Source organism: Geminicoccus sp. (assembly GCF_036263595.1).
In the GTDB taxonomy this organism is placed as follows: Bacteria; Pseudomonadota; Alphaproteobacteria; order Geminicoccales; family Geminicoccaceae; genus Geminicoccus.
In genome coordinates this window covers 32,728-52,304 of sequence record NZ_DATAGQ010000129.1, presented here as the reverse complement: position 1 = coordinate 52,304, position 19,577 = coordinate 32,728, and the positions used below count along the sequence as shown (strand labels likewise).

14 protein-coding genes are annotated in these 19,577 nt (G+C 66.9%); 9 read left to right on the top strand and 5 right to left on the bottom strand.

The window, feature by feature from the left end; genetic code table 11:
- Positions 1 to 98: 98 nt before the first annotated feature.
- Genes VHL31_RS12065 through gabT form a run of 9 tightly spaced genes read left to right on the top strand, consistent with a single transcriptional unit; the run spans position 99 to position 10,300 of the window.
- Complete coding sequence (locus VHL31_RS12065; RefSeq protein WP_414653711.1) at positions 99 to 1,190, top strand: ABC transporter substrate-binding protein; 1,092 nt, start codon at positions 99 to 101, stop codon at positions 1,188 to 1,190.
- Positions 1,191 to 1,235: 45 nt separating this feature from the next.
- Positions 1,236 to 2,291 (top strand): ABC transporter ATP-binding protein, encoded by a 1,056-nt coding sequence (locus tag VHL31_RS12060; protein WP_329661462.1) that lies wholly within the window; start codon positions 1,236 to 1,238, stop codon positions 2,289 to 2,291.
- A complete protein-coding gene (locus VHL31_RS12055; protein ID WP_329661461.1) occupies positions 2,288 to 3,145 on the top strand; it encodes an ABC transporter permease in 858 nt (285 codons plus the stop codon). The genes VHL31_RS12060 and VHL31_RS12055 overlap by 4 nt, the downstream gene beginning before the upstream one ends.
- Entirely contained in the window at positions 3,142 to 3,936 is a 795-nt protein-coding gene (locus tag VHL31_RS12050) for an ABC transporter permease (RefSeq protein WP_329661460.1), read from the top strand. The genes VHL31_RS12055 and VHL31_RS12050 overlap by 4 nt, the downstream gene beginning before the upstream one ends.
- Positions 3,937 to 3,939: 3 nt before the next feature.
- Positions 3,940 to 5,538, top strand: coding sequence for a 5-guanidino-2-oxopentanoate decarboxylase (locus tag VHL31_RS12045; protein WP_329661459.1), 1,599 nt, complete (start codon positions 3,940 to 3,942; stop codon positions 5,536 to 5,538).
- A gap of 14 nt (positions 5,539 to 5,552) precedes the next feature.
- Positions 5,553 to 6,353 (top strand): carbon-nitrogen hydrolase family protein, encoded by an 801-nt coding sequence (locus VHL31_RS12040; protein ID WP_329661458.1) that lies wholly within the window; start codon positions 5,553 to 5,555, stop codon positions 6,351 to 6,353.
- A complete protein-coding gene (speB, locus tag VHL31_RS12035) occupies positions 6,350 to 7,297 on the top strand; it encodes an agmatinase (protein ID WP_329661457.1) in 948 nt (315 codons plus the stop codon). The genes VHL31_RS12040 and speB overlap by 4 nt, the downstream gene beginning before the upstream one ends.
- An 11-nt stretch (positions 7,298 to 7,308) precedes the next feature.
- Positions 7,309 to 9,000, top strand: a complete 1,692-nt coding sequence (locus VHL31_RS12030) for an NAD(P)/FAD-dependent oxidoreductase (RefSeq protein WP_329661456.1) — start codon at positions 7,309 to 7,311, stop codon at positions 8,998 to 9,000.
- Positions 8,969 to 10,300, top strand: coding sequence for a 4-aminobutyrate--2-oxoglutarate transaminase (gene gabT, locus VHL31_RS12025; protein WP_414653708.1), 1,332 nt, complete (start codon positions 8,969 to 8,971; stop codon positions 10,298 to 10,300). The genes VHL31_RS12030 and gabT overlap by 32 nt, the downstream gene beginning before the upstream one ends.
- A 46-nt stretch (positions 10,301 to 10,346) precedes the next feature.
- Here the strand turns inward: gabT and VHL31_RS12020 are convergent, their stop codons facing one another.
- Genes VHL31_RS12020 through glgC form a run of 5 tightly spaced genes read right to left on the bottom strand, consistent with a single transcriptional unit; the run spans position 10,347 to position 19,543 of the window.
- Positions 10,347 to 11,096, bottom strand: a complete 750-nt coding sequence (locus tag VHL31_RS12020) for an SDR family oxidoreductase (RefSeq protein ID WP_329661454.1) — start codon at positions 11,094 to 11,096, stop codon at positions 10,347 to 10,349.
- A gap of 4 nt (positions 11,097 to 11,100) precedes the next feature.
- The gene (gene glgX, locus VHL31_RS12015; RefSeq protein ID WP_329661453.1) at positions 11,101 to 15,186 is read right to left on the bottom strand and encodes a glycogen debranching protein GlgX; all 4,086 of its coding nucleotides are present in this window, start codon (positions 15,184 to 15,186) and stop codon (positions 11,101 to 11,103) included.
- Positions 15,187 to 16,818, bottom strand: coding sequence for an alpha-D-glucose phosphate-specific phosphoglucomutase (locus VHL31_RS12010; RefSeq protein WP_329661452.1), 1,632 nt, complete (start codon positions 16,816 to 16,818; stop codon positions 15,187 to 15,189).
- Entirely contained in the window at positions 16,815 to 18,275 is a 1,461-nt protein-coding gene (gene glgA / locus VHL31_RS12005) for a glycogen synthase GlgA (RefSeq protein WP_329661451.1), read from the bottom strand. The genes VHL31_RS12010 and glgA overlap by 4 nt, the downstream gene beginning before the upstream one ends.
- Positions 18,275 to 19,543 carry a glucose-1-phosphate adenylyltransferase gene (gene glgC / locus VHL31_RS12000; protein WP_329661450.1) on the bottom strand — a complete coding sequence of 423 codons (1,269 nt, stop codon included), beginning with the start codon at positions 19,541 to 19,543 and terminating at the stop codon, positions 18,275 to 18,277. Before glgC ends, glgA begins: the two co-directional genes overlap by 1 nt.
- Between the last annotated feature and the right edge of the window lie 34 nt (positions 19,544 to 19,577).

The following is a 19,577-nucleotide window of genomic DNA, read 5'->3' as shown; positions in this document are numbered from 1 at the left end:
ACGACGGACGAAGAACCCGCGACCATTGTTAACCGCAGGGCCGGCGGGCGAACGAACTCGAGCATCGCCGGCAGCAGGGGACGTCGCAGATGAACAAGATGCGTGGAGCCGGTCCGGCCACAGGCCGCCGGGAGCTGATGCTGGGCGCGGCGGCACTGGGCGTGGCCGCAGGGGCCGGCCTCTGGTCGCGCAGCGCACGTGCGGCCGGAACGCTCAAGGTCGGCACCTATGGCGGCTACTTCAAGGACAGCTTCGACGAGCACATCTACCCGGACTTCACCCGGGAATCGGGCATCGAGGTGGAATCGGTCGCCGAGCCGACCGGCGAGGCCTGGCTTGTCCAGTTGCAGACCGCTGCCAAGGCCGGCCAAGCGCCGGCCGACGTCTCGATGATGGCCCAGGTGGCGCGCCTGAAGGGCGAGAATGCCAAGCTCTGGGCGACGCTCGACGAGGCCAAGCTGCCCAACGCCAAGAATCTCCACGAGCATTTCGTGCACCGCTATCCGGATGGCGGCATCAGCGGCATCGGGGCGGTGTCCTGGTATGTGACGCTTGCCACCAACACCGAAGCCTACCCGGAGGCGCCGACGTCATGGAAGGCGTTCTGGGAGGAGGACAATGCCGGCCAGCTCGGGCTGATGGCCCTGGCCTCCAACTCGTTCCTGCTGGAGATCACCGCCAAGACCTGGTTCGGCTCCACCGACGTGCTGGCCGATGAGGCCGGGGTGCAGAAGGTCATGGACAAGCTGGCCGAGCTCGTTCCCAACGTGCAGCTTTGGTGGCGCGACGAGGGGCAGTTCCAGCAGGCGCTGGAAGCGGGCGAGATCCCGATGGGCGAGTACTATCACGATGTGACCGGGCTTGCCGCCAGCAAGGGCAAGCCGGTGCGCTCCACCTTCCCGGCCGAGGGCGGCGTGCTGGATTCCGGCTCCTGGTGCGTGGTCAACACCTCGCCGGCGATCGCCGAGGCCCATACCTTCATCGACTATATGTGCCGGCCCGACATCCAGGCGAAGCTGGCCCGCAGGGTCGGCACGGCGCCCACGGTCAAGCGGGAGCTGACCGACCTGACCAGCGAGGAGTTCGCCGCGGTCGGTAGCGACATCCCGCCGATCCTGCCGCGCTACGAGCTCTATGTGGAGAAGGACGAATGGATCAGCCAGAAGTGGAGCGAGCTGATCGCGGGCTGATCCGCCCCCGCTCGCTCAATCCATCGGCTGCTTCGTGAGGATCTGATGTCCGGACTGCGCATCGACCATGTCGGCAAGTCCTTTGGCATGTTCGAGGCCCTGAAGGACATCGACCTCGACTTCCCGGACGGCAAGTTCATCTGCCTGCTGGGGCCGTCCGGCTGCGGAAAGACCACGCTGCTTCGGGTGATCGCCGGGCTGGAGACGCCGACCAGGGGGCGCATCCTCCTGGACGGTACGGACATCTCCGGCCTGCCGGCGCACCGGCGCAATCTGGGCATGGTGTTCCAGTCGCTGGCCCTGTTCCCCCATCTCACGGTGGGCGAGAACATCGCCTACGGGCTGCGCATCCGCGGTGCGGACCAGGCCACTCGACGCCGCAAGACAGAAGAGCTGCTGGACCTGGTGCGCCTGCCTGGGACCGCTGACCGGCAGATCTCCCAGCTTTCCGGCGGTCAGCGCCAGCGCGTGGCGATCGCGCGGGCCCTGGCGATCGATCCCAAGCTGTTCCTGCTCGACGAGCCCCTCTCCGCGCTGGACGCGAAACTGCGGGAAACCATGCAGGTCGAACTGAAGCTCCTGCAAAAGCGCCTGGGGATCTCGACCATCGTCGTCACCCATGACCAGCGCGAAGCCTTGACCATGGCCGACATCGTGGTCGTCATGAACCATGCCGAGGTCCAGCAGGTGGGCTCGCCGCTCGACATCTACCGCAATCCCGTCAATGCCTTCGTCGCCGACTTCATCGGCTCCAGCAACCTCTTGACCGGCGTGGTGGGCGGCGAGGACGGCGTGATCATCGTCGACGGCCTGCCGGTGCAGACCGAGGCAGGCCGGGCGCTCGTGCGCGGGACGAAGGCCTCGATCTCGATCCGGCCGGAAGAGGTCCTGGTCCATCCCGGCACCGAGACCGGTCCGAACCACCTGCCGGCGAAGGTGACGTTCGTGCGGGACCTGGGTGCTAGCGTCGAGATCATGCTGGAGTGCAGCGGACGCGAGATCCTGGCGGTCAGCTCGCCGCGGACTCGCCCGGCCGTGGATACGGGGGACGCGGTGACCATCGAGCTGCCGCCGGCCGCCTGCGTGGTGCTGGCGTCATGACGACCGAGCGGCCGCACGGTCTCATGGCCCACCTGCCGATGCTGTGGCCGGCAGGCATGCTGGTCCTGTTCTTCGTGGTGCCGTTCGGCATCATGCTGGCGGTGAGCTTCTTCCACCAGGTCCAAGGCGCCTTCTTCGAGCCAGCCTTCGAGCTCGACAATTACGGCCGCTTCGTCAGCGCCTTCTTCGGCCGGGCGCTGCTGTTCTCGCTCTGGATCTCCATTCTCTCGGCAGCGATCGTCGTCGCGGTGGCGTTCCCGTTCACCTACTTCCTGACCCGCCTCCGCCGCCGGGCGCAGGTGCCGATCCTCGTGTTCATCCTGGCGGTCCTGTCGCTGTCGGAGGTGATCATCGGCTTTTCCTGGTCGACGCTCCTCTCGCGCAACGCCGGCCTGTCGAACGTCATGGTGTGGCTGGGCATGCTCCCGCGCCCCGTCGCCTGGACCCCCAGCTTCGGCGCCCTGCTCATGGGCATGTGCTACCTGGGCTTCCCCTACACGGTGCTGATCGTCTACCCGGCCATGTCGCGCCTCGATCCGGAGCTGCCGGAAGCGTCGCGGATGCTGGGCGCCTCGCCGTTCCGGACCTTCTTCACGATCGTCGTGCCGGTCCTGAAGACCTCGCTGATGGGCGCGGTCATCATGGTGTTCGTCTTCAACCTCGGCGCCTTCCTGCTGCCGCAGGTGCTGGGCCGGCCGCCGCACTGGACGCTCTCGGTGCACATCACCGACCAGGCGGTGTTCCAATCGAACATCCCGTTCGCGGCGGCGATGGCGATCTTCCTGATGCTGTTCAGCCTGGCCTTCATCGGGCTGACGCTCGTGCTGGGTGCCAGCCGGGAAGCACCCCGATGAGCAGGCTCGGCAGCAAGCTGTTCATGGGCCTGGTCCTCCTGTTCCTGGCGGGCCCGCTGATCGTGGTGGCCGGGGTATCGCTGAACGGCGCGCAGCAACTCCTGTTTCCGCCGCGCGACCCGTCCCTGCGCTGGTACGCGGAGCTGTTCAATCAGCCGGACTGGCTGAACGCGATGGGCAACAGCCTCCTGATCGCGTTCACCTCCGCGGCACTGGCCGTGCTGATCGCCTTCCCGCTCGCCTGGTTCCTGTGGCGCTACCGGGTCCGCTACGGCAGCGTGCTGTACGGGCTGGGCGTCGCACCATTCACCCTGCCGCCGGTGATCACTGCCCTGGGCTTCCTGGTGTTCTGGGTGAGCGTTGGCCTGTACGGCTCGATCGTCGCTACCATCGTGAGCCACGCGATCTTCTTCGTGACCCTGCCGCTGGTCACCATCACGCTCGGGCTGAACTCGATCGACCGGCAGGTGGTCGAGGCCGCCACGACCATGGGCGCGGACGAGCGGAAGGTCTTCACGACGATCATCCTGCCGCTGATCCGGCCCTACCTGATCTCCGGCTATGCGTTCGCCTTCGTGCTCAGCCTGAACGAGTACATCGTGGCCTACATGGTCTCGGGCTTCACGGTCGAGACGCTGCCGATCAAGATCTTCAACAGCCTGCGCTATGGCTATACGCCGGTCATGGCGGTGGTCGCCGTGGTGTTCATGCTATTCGCCGCCCTGGTGTTCGGGCTGATCGCCCGGTTCGGCGATCTCCCGAAGCTCCTGGGCGCCTGGTCAAAGGACTGAACGATGCCTACCACCGGCGAGGTCCTGGTCCGCTTCCTGGAAGCCAACGGCATCCGGGTCGTGTTCGGCATTCCAGGCGTCCATACGGTCGAACTCTACCGGGGCCTGCCAGAGACCGGTCTCCGCCATGTCACGCCCAGGCACGAGCAGGGTGCCGGCTTCATGGCGGACGGCTATGCGCGCGTCACCGGCAAGCCTGCCGCCTGCTTCGTGGTGACCGGGCCGGGCGTGACCAACATCCTGACCGCCATGGGCCAGGCCTATGGCGACAGCATGCCGATGCTGGTGATCTCCAGCGTGACCCGGACGAACCATCTGGGCATGGGCCAGGGCCGGCTGCACGAGTTGCCGTCGCAGCGGAACATGGCGGCGGGGGTGACTGCGTTCAGCCACACGCTGCTCTCGCCCGATCAGCTGCCGGAGGTCCTGGCGCGTGCCTTCGCCCTGTTCTGCTGCTCACGGCCGCGGCCGATCCATCTCGAGATCCCGGTGGATGTGATCCGCGCCGACGCCAGCCACGTCGAGGTCAGGAAGCTTCCGACGGTTGGACCGCCAGCACCCTCGCCGGCCAGGATCGCACGGGCGGCCGAACTGCTGCGCTTTGCCGAGCGGCCACTCCTCGTGCTGGGCGGTGGTGCGGTGGAGGCGGGCGAGCCGGCGCTGGCGCTGATCGAACTCTTGCGGGCACCCTTCATCAACACGGTCAACGCCAAGGGCGTGATCCCGCCGAACCACCCGCTCCACATGGGCGAGAACTTCTCGTTCGCGCCGCTGCGCCAGGCCCTGAAGGAAGCTGATGTGGTGCTCGCCGTTGGCACCGAGTTCGGCGAGACGGAGATGTACCCGGATCCACAGGAGCTGCAGTTCGACGGGCAGTTGATCCGGGTGGACATCGATCCCGAGCAGACCATGCGGGTCCGGCCGGCGGACGTGCCGATCGTCGCCGATGCGAGGCTCACGCTGGATGCGCTGCTCTATGCGCTGAAGGCCACCACGATCGCCAAGGGAGGCCGGATCCGGGCCGGAGCGGTGCGGGAGGCGGTGCAGGCCCTTTGGTGGCCGTCGATCCAGGGGCACCGGCGCGTCCTGGATGCCGTGGACCGTGCCTTGCCCGATGCCATCATCGCCGGCGACCAGACCCAGCCCGTCTATGGCGGCAACCAGTTCCATGCGCCGGCGCGGCCTCGCTCCTGGTTCAACGCCAGCACCGGCTATGGCACGCTGGGCTATGCGCTTCCGGCTGCCATGGGCGCGAAGCTGGCGGCCCCGGACCGGCCGGTGGTGGCGCTGATCGGCGACGGCGGGTTCCAGTTCACGCTGCCGGAGCTGGCCTCGGCCGTGGAAGCGCAGGTGCCGATCGTGATCCTGCTCTGGAACAACCGTGGCTACGGCGAGATCAAGACCTACATGGCGGAAACAGGCGTGCCGCCGATCGGGGTCGACCTGGTGACGCCGGACTTCGTCGCGATCGCGCGTGGCTTCGGCTGCGTGGCCGGCCGAGCGGAGAGCATCGAGCATCTGGAAGAATTGTTGAGGGCCAGTGCCGGACGGAGCGTGCCGACGCTGGTCGAGATCGACGAGGATGCGCCGTATCTGGCGTGAGAAGGATCGGGAAGATGCGGGTCACCCTGTTCCAGGGACCGGAGAAGGCGGGAACACCTGCCGAGAACATGGAGCGCGTGGCGGAGGCCGCAGCGCACGTCGAAGAAGGCCTCCTGGTCTGTCCGGAAATGTTCCTGTCGGGCTATGCGATCGGCCGGGAAGCGGCGGAGCGGCTGGCCGAGCCGGTGGATGGGCCGTCGGCCAAGCGGGCGGCCATGATTGCACGAGCGACGGGCACGGCGCTGCTCTATGGCTATCCCGAGCGGGGCGCGGACGGGAAGGTGTACAACGCTGCCATCCTGATCGACCGCCACGGCAACACGCTCCTGAACTACCGCAAGTCGCATCTCTTCACCGACCTGGACCGCTCGATGTTCCAGGAAGGCGACGGCCATTCGCCGGTGGTCGAGCTCGATGGCTTCAAGGTGGGTGTCCTGATCTGCTACGATGTCGAGTTTCCGGAGGCCGTGCGGTCGTTGGCCTTGGCCGGCGCCGACCTGGTGGTGGTGCCCACCGCGCTCATGCAGCCCTATGACGTGATCGCGCGCACGATCGTCCCCGCCCGGGCCGTCGAGAACCAGGTCTTCATCGCCTATGCCGATCATTGCGGGGTCGAGGCCGACCTGGACTATTGCGGGCTCTCCTGCATCGTCGGCCCTGACGGCGTGGACCTGGCCCGCGCCGGTCGAGGCGAGGAGGTGATCTCGGCGGAACTGGACCGGGACCTGCTGGAGCGGACACGGCCGCTCTACACCTACCTCGCCGATCGCCGGCCGGAACTGTATGCCGCCCTCATGCATGGAGGCCGCCGATGAGCTTCAACCAGCCGCTCGGCGGCAACGAGATGCCGCGCTTCGCCGGCCCCGGCACGATGATGCGGCTGCCGGCGGCATCGTCGGCGGAAGGGCTGGACGCCTGCTTCGTTGGCATCCCGATGGATATCGGCGCCTCGCACCGGGCCGGCACGCGCTTTGGCCCGCGCCAGATCCGGCAGGAATCGACGATGATCCGGCCCTACAACATGGCGACCCGTGCGGCCCCGTTCGACAGCCTGCAGGTGGCCGACATCGGCGACATCCCGACCAACACGTTCGACCTGAAGAAGTCGGTCCAGATCATCGAGGACCATTACGACAAGATCCTGGCCACCGGCTGCATTCCCCTGGGCCTAGGCGGCGACCATACGCTGGTCTACCCGATCCTGCGCGCCATGGCGAAGAAGCACGGGCCGGTCGGCCTCATCCATGTCGATGCCCATGCCGACATCAACGAGCACATGTTCGGCGAGCGCATTGCGCACGGCACGCCGTTCCGGCGCGCGGTCGAGGACGGGGCGATCGATATGAAGCGCGCCATCCAGATCGGTCTGCGCGGTTCGGGCTATGCCGCCGACGATTTCGACTGGCCGCGCCAGCAGGGCTTTCGCGTCGTGCAGGCCGAGGAGTGCTGGCACAAGTCGCTGACGCCCTTGATGGAGGAGGTCCGCACCATGATGGGCGACGGGCCGGTCTATATGAGCTTCGACATCGACAGCCTGGATCCGGCCTTCGCACCGGGCACGGGAACGCTGGAGGTGGGTGGGCTCACCATCTGGCAGGCGCTGGAGATCGTGCGCGGGTGCCGGGGCCTGAACCTGGTGGGCTGCGATCTCGTCGAGGTATCGCCACCCTATGACCAGGCCGGCACCACGGCGCTGGTGGCGGCCAACATCCTGTTCGAGATGCTCTGCGTGTTGCCGGGCGTCCAGTACCGGGCCTGAGGAGGTCCAGCATGTCGGCTTCCATGCCGGCCCCGGCGGCACCGGGCATCGAGCTGAAGCCGGTCACCATGTTCGGGCCGGACTTTCCTTATCCGTTCGACGACCATGTCCGCCACCCGGCCGGGCTCGGCAGCATCCCGGCGGAACGGCACGGCACGGAGGTTGTGGTGATCGGCGCCGGCATTTCCGGCATCGTTGCCGCCTACGAGCTGATGAAGCTCGGGCTGAAACCGGTCGTGTACGAGTCGGACCGGATCGGCGGGCGGCTGCGCTCGGAGACGTTCAAGGGTGGCGACGGGACGATCGCGGAGCTGGGAGCGATGCGCTTCCCGCCATCGGCCACCACGCTGTTCCACTATTTCGATCAGGCGGGCCTGCGCACGGAGCCCTTCCCCAACCCGCTGACGCCGGCGTCGCGGAGCACGGTGATCGAACTAGGCGGCAAGGCCCATTACGGGCGCACGCTCGCCGACCTGCCGCCTTTGTTCCACGAGGTCGCGCATGCATGGAAAGAGGTACTGGAAGAAGAGGCCTCCTTTGGCGCGATGCAGGCTGCCATCCGCGACCGTGACGTCGGCAGGATCAAGGCCATCTGGAACGAGCTGGTGCCGGTCTGGGACGAGCGCTCCTTCTACGGCTTCATCGCCGGCTCGCGCGCCTTTCGCGAGCGCTCCTTCCGTCACCGCGAGGTGTTCGGCCAAGTAGGCTTCGGCACGGGCGGCTGGGACACGGACTTCCCCAACTCGATGCTGGAGATTCTGCGCGTCGTCTACACGAACGCGGACGAGGACCATCGGCAAGTCCTGGGCGGTGTCGAGCAGCTGCCGGTAGGGCTTTGGACAAAGAAGCTGGACGGCATGGTCCACTGGCCGGATGGCACGTCGCTGAAGGACCTCCACAACGGCATGCCGATGCCGGGTGTGGCCAGGATCGTGCGCGAAGACGACGGAAAGATCGCCATCACCGACCGCTGGGGCAACCGGCGTTCCTACGATGCCGTCGTGGTTACCTGCCAGGTCTGGCTCCTGTCGGCGCGGATCGACTGCAACGAGCAGCTGTTCTCCCATCCCATGTGGATGGCGATGGAGCGGACGCACTACATGCAGGCGTCCAAGACTTTCGTGATGGTCGACCGGCCGTTCTGGAAGGAGGTCGATCCCAGCACGGGCCGCGACCGGATGAGCATGACGCTGTCCGACCGCCTCACCCGCGGCACCTACCTGCTGGACCAGGGCGACGACAAGCCGGGCGTGATCTGCTTGTCCTACACCTGGAACGACGACGCGATGAAGTGGCTGTCGCTGCCGGTGGACGAGCGGGTCAGGCTGATGCTGCACAGCCTGGCGCAGATTTATCCGGACCTGGACATCCGCCAGCACATCATCGGCCATCCGATTACGGTGTCCTGGGAGTCGGATCCGAACTTCATGGGTGCCTTCAAGGCCAACCTGCCCGGACACTACCGCTACCAGCGGCGGCTGTTCTCGCACTTCATGCAGGACGACCTGCCGCCCGAGCAGCGCGGCATCTTCCTTGCCGGCGACGACGTGTCCTGGACGGCTGGCTGGGCCGAAGGTGCCGTCACCACGGCGCTCAATGCCGTGTGGGGTGTCGTGCGCCATCTCAGCGGATGCAGCGCCCGCGAGAACCCGGGCCCCGGCGATCGGTTCGATGAACTCGCCCCACTTGCCCTCGACGACTGAACGGAGAACGATCGTGACGACGAATGCGGAACTTCAGGCACGTCGGGCGGCGGCCGTGCCGCGCGGGGTCGGCAACGCCACCGGCGTCTACCCGGCCAAGGCGAAGAATGCCGAGATCTGGGACGTGGAAGGCAACCGCTACATCGATTTTGCCGGCGGCATCGGTGTGCAGAATGTCGGCCACGGGCACCCGAAGGTGCTGGAAGCGGTCCGGGCCCAGCTGGACAACTACATCCACACCGCCTTCCAGGTCCTGCCCTACGAGCCCTACGTCGAGCTGGCCGAGAAGCTGAACAGACTGGCACCGGGCGACGAGCCGAAGAAGACGATCTTCTTCTCGACCGGGGCCGAGGCGAACGAGAACGCCATCAAGATCGCCCGTGGCGCCACCGGCCGGCCAGGCGTGATCGCCTTTCAGGGTGGGTTCCACGGCCGCACCCTGCTCACGCTGGGCCTCACCGGCAAGGTGGCGCCCTACAAGCTTGGCTTCGGGCCGTTCCCGAACGAGATCTACCACGTCCCCTTTCCGTCGCCCTACCATGGGGTCACGAGCGAGCAGTCGCTGGCGGCCATCGACGCGCTGTTCAAGGCGGACATCGAGGCATCCCGGGTCGCGGCCATCATCATCGAGCCGGTCCAGGGCGAGGGTGGCTTCTACATCGCGCCCTTCGAGTTCCTGCAAGCACTGCGCGAACTCTGCGACCGGCATGGCATCCTCCTGATCTCGGACGAGGTGCAGGCGGGGATGGCGCGGACCGGCAAGTACTTCTCGATCGAGCACTCGGGCGTCGTGCCTGACCTGATCGCGACGGCAAAAAGCTTGGCCGCCGGCTTTCCCCTCTCCGGCGTGATCGGCAAGGCCGAGATCATGGACAAGATCAACCCGGGCGGCCTCGGCGGCACCTATTCCGGCAATCCGTTGGCCTGCGCCGCGGCGCTTGCGGTGCTCGACATCATCGAGGAAGAAAAGCTGCTCGACCGCAGCCTGAGCCTCGGTGCCACGGTGATCGAGCGCTGTCGCGGCATGGCGAGGCGCAACGACATCACCGCCATCGGCGATGTGCGCGGCCTTGGCGGAATGGTGGCGGTGGAGCTGGTCAAGGACCGGGAAAGCAAGAAGCCGGCGACGGAGTTCACCGGTCGGGTGACGGCCGCGGCGCGCAAGTACGGCCTGGTACTGCTCGCTTGCGGTCCCAGCAGCAACATCCTGCGCGTGCTGGTGCCGCTCACGGCCTCCGACGAGATCGTCGAGGAAGGGCTCGCCATCGTCGAACGGTCCATGATCGAGGCGGCGGCCTAGTCAATGGAGCGGGAGGGCCACGGAGGCCCTCCCCTCTTCCCGCTGCTCAGCCCCGGCCGATGAACGGCATCTTGGTGGCCATCACCGTCACGAACTGGACGTTCGCGTCGAGCGGCAGGCTCGCCATGTGCACGATCGTGTCGGCCACGTGCTGTGGGTCGATCTTCGGCTCAGGCTTGATGCTGCCGTCCGCCTGAGGAACACCCGCATCCATCTTCTTGGTCATCTCGCTGGCGGCGTTGCCGATGTCGATCTGGCCGCAGGCGATATTGTACTTGCGCCCGTCCAGCGAGGTGGAACGGGTCAGGCCGGTGACTGCGTGCTTGGTGGAGGTATAGGCGATTGAGTTCGGCCGCGGCACATGCGCTGAGATCGAGCCGTTGTTGATGATCCGGCCGCCCTGGGGGTCCTGATCCTTCATCATCTTGAAGGCTTCCCGCGTGCACAGGAAGGGACCGGTCAGGTTGGCATCGACGACGGCCTTCCAGTCCTCGTAGGTCAGCTCCTCCAGGAGCGCGTTGCGGCCGAACGTACCGGCATTGTTGAACAGAAGATCGAGGCGGCCGATGCGCTCCTTGATCCTCGCGAACAGGTTCTCGACCGACGCGGAGTCGCTGACATCGGTCACGACGCCCATGCACTCAGCCGGCGACGCATCCTTGCAGGTCTGGTCCAGCGGTTCCTGGCGCCGGCCAGCCAGGACCAGCGACCAGCCGGCCTTCGCCAGTGCAAGGGCGGTGGCCCGGCCAACGCCGGTACCGCCGCCCGTGATCAATGCAATTCTTGCCGCCGCCATTCCATCAGCCCCCTTCAGGTCGTTCCGCCTTCATGGCGGCGACGACGCTCCGGGCCAAGGGGTGATCGGGAAGATCTTCCACCGCCACATCGAGCCGGCGCCGCCAGTTCGGCCGCTCCAGGTCGGTGCCGGGCAGGTTGAGCTGCTCCACTTCCCCGACCAGGTCCTCCGCCTGGGCCAGTACCAGGGAACAAGGGGTGCGGGCGAGCATCCCATGCGCGGCCGGGGCCAGCGCATCCTCGTCGTTCGGATCGATCCCCATGAGATGGGCAAGATTGCCGCGCTCACGTTCGCGGGCAGCCAGGGCCTCCGCCGGGGCCGGCTCGTTGCTCACCCTGGCACGCAGCTTGATGTCGTCTGCCTCCCAGAAGCCCTTCAGAGTCGCCAGGTCATGGGTCGAGATGCAGGCGGCCGCCCGCTCCGGCCACTGTTCCGGCGGGCGGAACTGGTCGCCGTCGCGCTCGAACCACATCACCTTGGTGGACAGGATATCGGCATCCGCCAAACGCTGGCCGAAGCCTTCCGGAACGGTGCCGAGATCCTCGGCGACGATCATGCAGCGCGCCTGCCCGCTGGTGATCGCAAGCTCGGCGAACATCGCGTCGACGGGATTGCGCACATAGGCGCCGTCCAGCGCCGAGGCACCGGAAGGAACCCAGAACAGGCGCTGCAAGGTCATGGCGTGGTCGATGCGCAAGGCACCGGCATGGCGCATGTTGGCACGCAGGAGACGGCGCCAGCCCGCCATGACTTCCTTGATCAGCATCTGCGGATCGAGCGGCGGCACGCCCCAGATCTGGCCGGACGCGCTGAACGGGTCGGGCGGCGAGCCGATGGCGACGTTGCGGGCGAACCGTCCCTGCTGCGACCAGAACTCAGCGCCCGAGGGAGCGGCGCCGACAGCCAGATCGCGGTAGAGGCCGACCGCCATGCCCTCGGTGCGCCCGGCGGCCACCTCCAGTTGCTGGTCCAGCATCCACTGCAGATAGGAGAAGAACCGGACCCGCGCCGGGTCGATCCGGTCGCCCACTGTCTCCGGGCGGTGTGCCCAATCCGGCCAGCTATGCCAGTCGCTGGAGCCGAACCGTTCCTCCAGCGCCTGGAAGGTGGCGAAGGAGGCGAGTTCCTCGCCATGCTCGCCGATGAACACATCGAGCTGGCTCTGGTCGATCAGGGCCGCGAAAGCCTGCTCGGCCGCCGCGAGTTTCGCCGCGACCACCCCCGGGTAGTCGATGATCCGGCCGCCATCCTCCGGCTCGCCCCGAGGCAGGTATTGCTGGTCGAGGACACTCGTGAAGTAGCGCAGGTCCACGAAACGGCGGTCGGAGGGGTAATAAGGGCTGGCGCGCCCGGGATCGCTCAGGAACAGCGCATGGAAAGGATTGAGGCCGACGATATCGGCACCCAGCTCCTTACAGGCGTCCACGAAGAAGGCGAGCGTCTCGAAGTCGCCAATTCCCGAATCGCGCTCGCGGCTGCGAAGCGAGTAGAGGTGGGTCGTGATGCCGAAGCGGCGGCCGCCACGCTGCAAGGCGTCGGGCAGGTAGCAGCGGCCGGGGGACACCAGGAGAAAGGTGGGCTCCGGGTCGTTCCTGACCTGCCACCGCCCGGCCGACAGCATCTCCGGCAGCGTGACCCGAAAGCGGGTGAGCGTCCGCCCGTCCATGTCCCGCCGTGCCAGCACCGAGCCCTGGCCCGGCTCGATCCTGATCCGACGCTCCTCGCCGTTCTCGGCCGCCAGGTCGAGCTCGACCGGCCGGTCCGGATCGGCAACCGTGATGTCGAGCGTGATCGGCTGCCCGACACGCGCCACCTGCAGCCTCGGCAGCATCCGCTGCCAGGGCTCGCGCGTGATGCGGTCGAGGGATTCGGCGATGTCGCCAGGGCTGCCCGCGGGGATGCGCATGGCTTCCAGCAGCGACTTCAGGCTGTCCGGCGACACGTCGTGCCGGGTGCCACCAATGTCCCACCAGGTGAGGTCGATGCCGGCAAGGTCTGCCAGACGCTTCAGCGTCTCGGGGTCGTTGCCGTCGCTGGGGTAGTCACGATCGGTCAGAATGGTCACGGATCGGGCCTGCAATTCGAGCTGGTTCGCACGTAGCGTCACCGGTGGAGCGTCCGAGGCCGAGCAGAGTTCCTGACGCCAGCACCGATCCGGCTCGGGCAAGGTGAGATGGACGGGGCCATGATGCCCATTGATCGCGACGTAGAGGTGGTCGTGATCTTCGGCCGTCGCCGGCCCGAACCGCAGTTCCATCCCGATGAAACGACGATCGTGACGATGCCAGTCACCCTCGTCGAAGACGCGGCCATCCTCGCGACGCCAGATGACCGTCTCCCCGTTCAGGAAGCCCTGGGGACGAAGGGCGGGATGCTCCTGCCGCAACTTGACCAGACGGCCGATGAAATCGACGACGCCATCCGCCTCGGGCGGGGCCTCGTCCCAGTGCACCCAGCTGAGCGGCCCGTCCTGGCAGTAGGCATTGTTGTTGCCGTGCTGGGTCCGGCCGAGTTCGTCGCCCATGGTCAGCATCGGCGTGCCGCGGGACACGAGGAGACAGGCCAAAAGGGCGCGGATGTCGGCATGGCGCCGGCCGATCACGCCAAGATTGTCCGAATGGCCCTCCGCACCGTTGTTCCAGGAATGGTTGCTGTCGGAACCGTCCCGGTTGTCCTCGAGGTTGGCCTGGTTGTGCTTGCGCTCGTAGGAGACCAGGTCGCGCAACGTGAAGCCGTCATGGGCGGTGATGAAGTTCAGGCTGTCGACCGGCCCTCGCTCGCCCTTGCCGAACAGGTCCTGCGAGCCAGCCAGTCGGGTGGCCAGCCGGCCGATCATCTCGCTCTCGCCCTTCCAGAACTGGCGCATGTCGTCGCGGAACCGGTCGTTCCATTCGACGAAGCCAGCCGGGAAGTTGCCGGTCTGCCAGCCGCCCGGGCCGATGTCCCAGGGCTCCATGATCATCTTGAGGTCGGCCAGCACCGGATCCTGCTGCAGCGCCATCAGGAACGGGCCGTCCTTCTGGTAGCCCTGCGCGGTGCGTGCGACGGTCGTGGCCAAGTCGAACCGGAAGCCGTCGACACCCAGCGCCGCCCAGTGCCTCAGGGAATCCATGACCATGCGCAGCACGGGCGCGCGCTCGGTCGCCAGCGTGTTCCCGCAGCCGGCATCGTTCAGATAGAAACGCGGATTGGCCGGATCGAGCCGGTAGTAGAGCGCGTTGTCGAGGCCGCGCAGCGACACGGTCGGGCCGAACTCGTCGCCCTCGGCGCTATGGTTGTAGACGACATCGAGGATCACCTCGATGCCGGCACGGTGCAATCGCTCCATCGTCTCGGCGACCTCGTCCATGGCAGCGCCGGCAACGTAGCGAGGATCCGGTGCGGAGAAGGCAACGGGATTGTAGCCCCAGTAGTTGCCGAGCCCGTTGTCGACGAGGTGGCGCTCGTCCAGAAAGGCATGAATCGGCAGCAACTCGACCGTCGTGACCCCGAGCCTCCCGAAATGCTCGAGGATGGCCGGCTCCGCCAGACCCGCCAGCTTCCCCCTGACCCGCTCGGGCAGCGCCGGATGGAGCTGGGTCAGCCCTTTGACATGCGCCTCGTAGACGATGGTACGGGTCCAGGGAGTCCGCAGGCGGCTGTCGGCTCGACCGGCCACCGGACCAGCCACGACCGCCTTCGGCATGTCAGGAGCGCTGTCGCGGTCGTCGAAGGACAGGTCGGCCGCCCCGTCGCCACGGCGATAGCCGAACATGGCCGAGGTCAGCCGGAACGGGCGGTCCAGCACCTTCGCCCAGGGATCCACCAGCAGCTTGTTCGGGTTGAAGCGGTGCCCGGCCTCGGGCGCATAGGGCCCATGGGCGCGAAGGCCGTAGCGGGTGCCCGGCCCCACCCCTTCGATCCGGCCGAAGACGACGCCGTTCTCGCGATCGGGCAGGACGAGGCGGGCGATCTCGCGCTCGCCCTCGGTGTCGAAGATGCAGAACTCGACCCGCCCGGCGTTGAGCGTCGGCCATGCGACGTTCACGCCGGTCCCGTCCAGCGTGACGCCAAGCGGGTGCGGGCGTCCCGGGAGAATTCGGAAAGCCACTCAGGTGATGACCGAGGGCGCGTCGCGTCCGGTGCGCGCCTTGATGCCGGCCAGTTGCTCGGCGGTGTCGATCAGGTCGGCCAGCACGTCCTGCGTATCCAGTTGGTGGCGGGTGGGATCGGGTTCGAAGCGCTCGAGATAAAGGCGCAGCGTGGCGCCGGCCGTGCCCGTGCCGGAAAGGCGCAGGACGATCCGGGCACCGTCGTCGAACAGGATGCGGATGCCCTGCTTCGCGCTGGTCGAGCCGTCGACCGGATCGTTGTAGGTGAAGTCATCCGCCCGCGAGATGCCCCGGCCATTTGCGACTCTCCCCGGCAGCTCGCTCAGGCGCATGCGCAACTCCTCGACCAGCTTGCCGGCCGCCTCGGCATCGACCTCCTCGTAGTCGTGGCGCGTATAGTAGTTGCGCCCGTAGGTGGCCCAATGCTCGGCGACGATGTCTTTCGCCGACTGCCTGCGTACCGCCAGGATGTTCAGCCACAGAAGGACAGCCCAGAGCCCGTCCTTCTCGCGGACATGGTCCGAGCCCGTCCCGGCACTCTCCTCGCCGCAGATCGTCGCCATGCCAGCGTCGAGCAGGTTGCCGAAGAACTTCCAGCCGGTGGGCGTCTCGTAGAGAGGAACGCCGAGCTTCTCCGCCACCCGATCGGCCGCGGCACTGGTCGGCATCGACCGGGCGATGCCCTTGATCCCGCCGGCATAGCCCTTGGCGAGGTGGGCGTTGGCCGCGAGGATGGCCAGGCTGTCCGACGGGGTCACGAAGATCCCCTTGCCGATGATCAGGTTGCGGTCGCCGTCGCCGTCCGAGGCCGCGCCGAAATCCGGGGCGTCCGGTCCCATCATCAGGTCATGGAGTTCCTTGGCGTGGACCAGGTTCGGGTCCGGGTGATGGCCACCGAAATCCGGCGAGGGCATGCCGTTGACGACGGTGCCGGGCATGGCACCCAGCACGCCCTCCAGGATGACCGTGGCATAGGGTCCGGTCACGGCATGCATGGCGTCGAAGCGCATGGTGAAGCCCGACGCGAACATCTCCTGGATCTTGGGAAAGTCGAAGATGTTGGCCATCAGGCCCAGATAGTCCTCGACCGGATCGATGACGTGCACGGCCATGCCGTCAAGGTCCTGTTGGCCGAGCGTATCCAGGTCGACGTCCGCCGCGTCCGAGATCCGGTATTCGCTGATCGTCTTCGTGCAGGCGAAGATCGCCTCGGTGATCTTCTCCGGGGCCGGCCCGCCGTTGCCGATATTGTACTTGATGCCGAAGTCTCCGTCGGCGCCGCCCGGGTTGTGCGAGGCGGACAGGATGATGCCCCCAAAGGCCTTGCGGGCCCGGATCACGCAGGAGGCGGCCGGGGTGGACAGGAGGCCACCCTGGCCGACCAGCACCGCGCCGAAGCCGTTGGCCGCGGCCATCTTCAGGATGACCTGGATGGCCTCACGGTTGAAGAACCGGCCGTCGCCCCCTACGACCAGCATCTTGCCCTGCTTGTCGTCGAGGCTGTCGAAGATCGACTGGACGAAGTTCTCGACGTAGCGAGGCTGCATGAAGACCTGGGTCTTCTTGCGCAGGCCCGACGTGCCGGGCTTCTGGTCGGGGAACGGTTCGGTCGGGATCGTCTGGATCGTCATGTTGCCATTCCCCCCTTTTCAACGAGCTTGCGGTAGAGATCCGCGTAGATGCCGGCACGTCGTGCCCAGCCAAGGTCGCTGCGCATGCCGTTCTGCTGCATTCTGGTCCAGGCGTCGCGGTCCTCGTGCAAGGCCAGCGTGCGGCGGACCGCGTCCCGCAGGGCCGAGGTGGTGACGGGGAAGAACTGGATTCCCGTCGCCACGCCGGCGTTGCAGGCGGCATCGTTCGCATCGACCACCGTATCGGCGAGCCCGCCAACCCGGCTCACCACCGGCACGCAGCCGTAGCGCAAGCCATAGAGTTGGGTCAGGCCGCACGGCTCGAAGCGGGACGGGATCAGGATCGCATCCGACCCTGCCTCGAGCAGGTGGGCGATCTCCTCGCTGTAGCCGAACATGCAGCCGACCCGGCCCGGATGCCGCTCGGCCAGCCTGGCATAGGCACCCTCGGTCTGGATGTCGCCAGCACCCAGGATGGCCAGCTGGCCACCGGCCTCCACCAGATAGGGGGCGCTATCCAGGAGGAGGTCGATGCCCTTCTGCCAGCTGAGCCTGGTGATCATGCAGAAGACCGGGGAGGCATCCTCGTCCAGACCGAAGCGCGCCCGCAAGGCCGTCTTGTTCGGTGCCCGGCCGTCCAGGCGATCGGCCGTGTAGTTGCTGGCCAGCAGCGGATCGTTGGCAGGATCCCAGATCGTCATGTCGATCCCGTTGACGATCCCGATCAGCCGGTCGCCCCTGGCGTTGAGAAGCCCGTCCAGGCCCATGCCGCCCTCTGGCGTCCGGATCTCGCGCGCATAGGTCGGGCTGACCGTGGTGATCCGGTCCGCGTAGTTCAGCCCGGCCTTCAGGAAGCCGATCTGCCCGTAATATTCCAGGCTTTCCGGGACGAAGGCGCTGCTCGGCAGGTGCAGTTCGCCCAAGAGCCGCGGCGGGAACTGGCCCTGAAAGGCCAGGTTGTGGACGGTCTGCACCGTGGCTGGACGCCGGCCGCCGAACAGGGCCAGATAGGCTGGGGCCAGGCCCGCCTGCCAGTCATGGGCGTGGACGATGTCGGGCCTGAAGCCCTGCAGGAGACCGCGCCCGAGCCGGGCTGCCACCATTGAGAGGGCAGCGAAGCGCTGCGCGTTGTCGGGCCAGTCCTGCCCGGTCGCGTCGAGGTAAGGTCCGCCGACGCGATCATAGAGGTGCGGGGCGTCGACCAGCAGCAGGTCGGATCCGTCCGGCGATCTTGCCCCGAGCAGCCTGCCGTCGGCGCCGAACAGGTCCGGCAGGTCGAGCAGGCGCTCGACGTCGAGCGCCTTGCCCATGACTTGGCGGTAGGCGGGCAGGAGTGTGCGCACCGCCACGTCGTGCGGCGCCAGCGCATTGGGCAGTGCCCCCACCACATCCGCCAGCCCTCCGGTCTTGACGAGGGGAAAGCACTCGGATGCGACCGAGAGAACCGAAAGCGCCATTACAGCGCGAGCCGGTCGATCATTGGCTGGGTGATGAGGCAGATGCCCCGGTCCGTCCGCCGGAAGCGCTGGACGTCACGTTCCGGATCCTCGCCGACCACCAGCCCATCCGGGATGGTGACGCCGCCGTCGATGATGACGTTGCGCAGACGGGCGCCACGGCCGATCGTCACGTAGGGGAGCACCACCGCACCGTCGAGCACACCATAGGAATGGACATGCACGCGGTTGAAGAGCAGCGAGCGGCGGATCTTCGAACCCGACACGATGCAGCCACCCGACACCAGCGAGCTCACCGCTTCACCGCGCCGGCCTTCGACGTCGTGGACGAACTTGGCCGGCGGGGTGAGTTCGGAATAGGTCCAGATCGGCCATTCATGGTCGTAGAGGTCGAGTTGCGGGACGATGTCGGTCAGGTCGATATTGGCTTCCCAGTAGGCGTCGACCGTGCCGACGTCGCGCCAGTAGGCCTCGTTCTCCGCCTTCGACTTCACGCAGGACTGGGTGAACCGGTGGGCAACCGCCTTGCCGTTCTTGACGAGGTAGGGGATCAGGTCCTTGCCGAAGTCCCGCGAGGAGTTCGGGTCCTCCGCGTCGCGGCGAAGCTGGTCGAACAGGAAGTCGGTCTTGAAGACGTAGATGCCCATGCTGGCCAGGGCCAGGTCCGGGTTGTTCGGCATGCCCGGCGGATCCTTGGGCTTCTCCAGGAAGTCGACGATGCGCAAGTTCTCGTCGATATGCATGACGCCGAAGCCCACCGCCTCCATGCGTGGGACTTCCAGGCAGCCCACGGTGACGTCGGCCCCGGTATCACAGTGCTGCTGCAACATCAGCCCGTAGTCCATCTTGTAGACATGGTCACCGGCCAGGATGACCATGAACTCGGGCTTGTAGTCCTGGATGATGTCGATGTTCTGGAAGACGGCGTCAGCGGTGCCTTCGTACCATTGCGTCTCGGAGACGCGCTGGCTGGCAGGCAGAATGTCGAATCCCTCGTTGCGCTCGGGGCGGAGGAAGTTCCAGCCGCGCTGCAGGTGACGGATCAGGCTGTGCGCCTTGTACTGGGTGGCGACCGCGATGCGCCGGATTCCGGAGTTGAGGGCGTTGCTCAGCGCGAAGTCGATGATCCGGGTCTTGCCGCCGAAATAGACGGCGGGCTTGGCGCGGCGATCGGTGAGCTCATGGAGGCGCGATCCTCGTCCCCCTGCCAGAACATAAGCCATGGCATTGCGTGCCAGTGCCGTGGTCGGTGTCCTGACTTCGTTCATCGGTCGCCCCCTCGCCCGTTCTTGTCATGCCAGC

Coding starts and splice junctions, on each gene's coding strand:
- VHL31_RS12065 (WP_414653711.1), top strand. CDS start 99: ATGCGTGGAGCCGGTCCGGCCACAGGCCGCCGGGAGCTGATGCTGGGC.
- VHL31_RS12060 (WP_329661462.1), top strand. CDS start 1,236: ATGTCCGGACTGCGCATCGACCATGTCGGCAAGTCCTTTGGCATGTTC.
- VHL31_RS12055 (WP_329661461.1), top strand. CDS start 2,288: ATGACGACCGAGCGGCCGCACGGTCTCATGGCCCACCTGCCGATGCTG.
- VHL31_RS12050 (WP_329661460.1), top strand. CDS start 3,142: ATGAGCAGGCTCGGCAGCAAGCTGTTCATGGGCCTGGTCCTCCTGTTC.
- VHL31_RS12045 (WP_329661459.1), top strand. CDS start 3,940: ATGCCTACCACCGGCGAGGTCCTGGTCCGCTTCCTGGAAGCCAACGGC.
- VHL31_RS12040 (WP_329661458.1), top strand. CDS start 5,553: ATGCGGGTCACCCTGTTCCAGGGACCGGAGAAGGCGGGAACACCTGCC.
- speB (WP_329661457.1), top strand. CDS start 6,350: ATGAGCTTCAACCAGCCGCTCGGCGGCAACGAGATGCCGCGCTTCGCC.
- VHL31_RS12030 (WP_329661456.1), top strand. CDS start 7,309: ATGTCGGCTTCCATGCCGGCCCCGGCGGCACCGGGCATCGAGCTGAAG.
- gabT (WP_414653708.1), top strand. CDS start 8,969: ATGAACTCGCCCCACTTGCCCTCGACGACTGAACGGAGAACGATCGTG.
- VHL31_RS12020 (WP_329661454.1), bottom strand. CDS start 11,096: ATGGCGGCGGCAAGAATTGCATTGATCACGGGCGGCGGTACCGGCGTT.
- VHL31_RS12010 (WP_329661452.1), bottom strand. CDS start 16,818: ATGACGATCCAGACGATCCCGACCGAACCGTTCCCCGACCAGAAGCCC.
- glgA (WP_329661451.1), bottom strand. CDS start 18,275: ATGGCGCTTTCGGTTCTCTCGGTCGCATCCGAGTGCTTTCCCCTCGTC.
- glgC (WP_329661450.1), bottom strand. CDS start 19,543: ATGAACGAAGTCAGGACACCGACCACGGCACTGGCACGCAATGCCATG.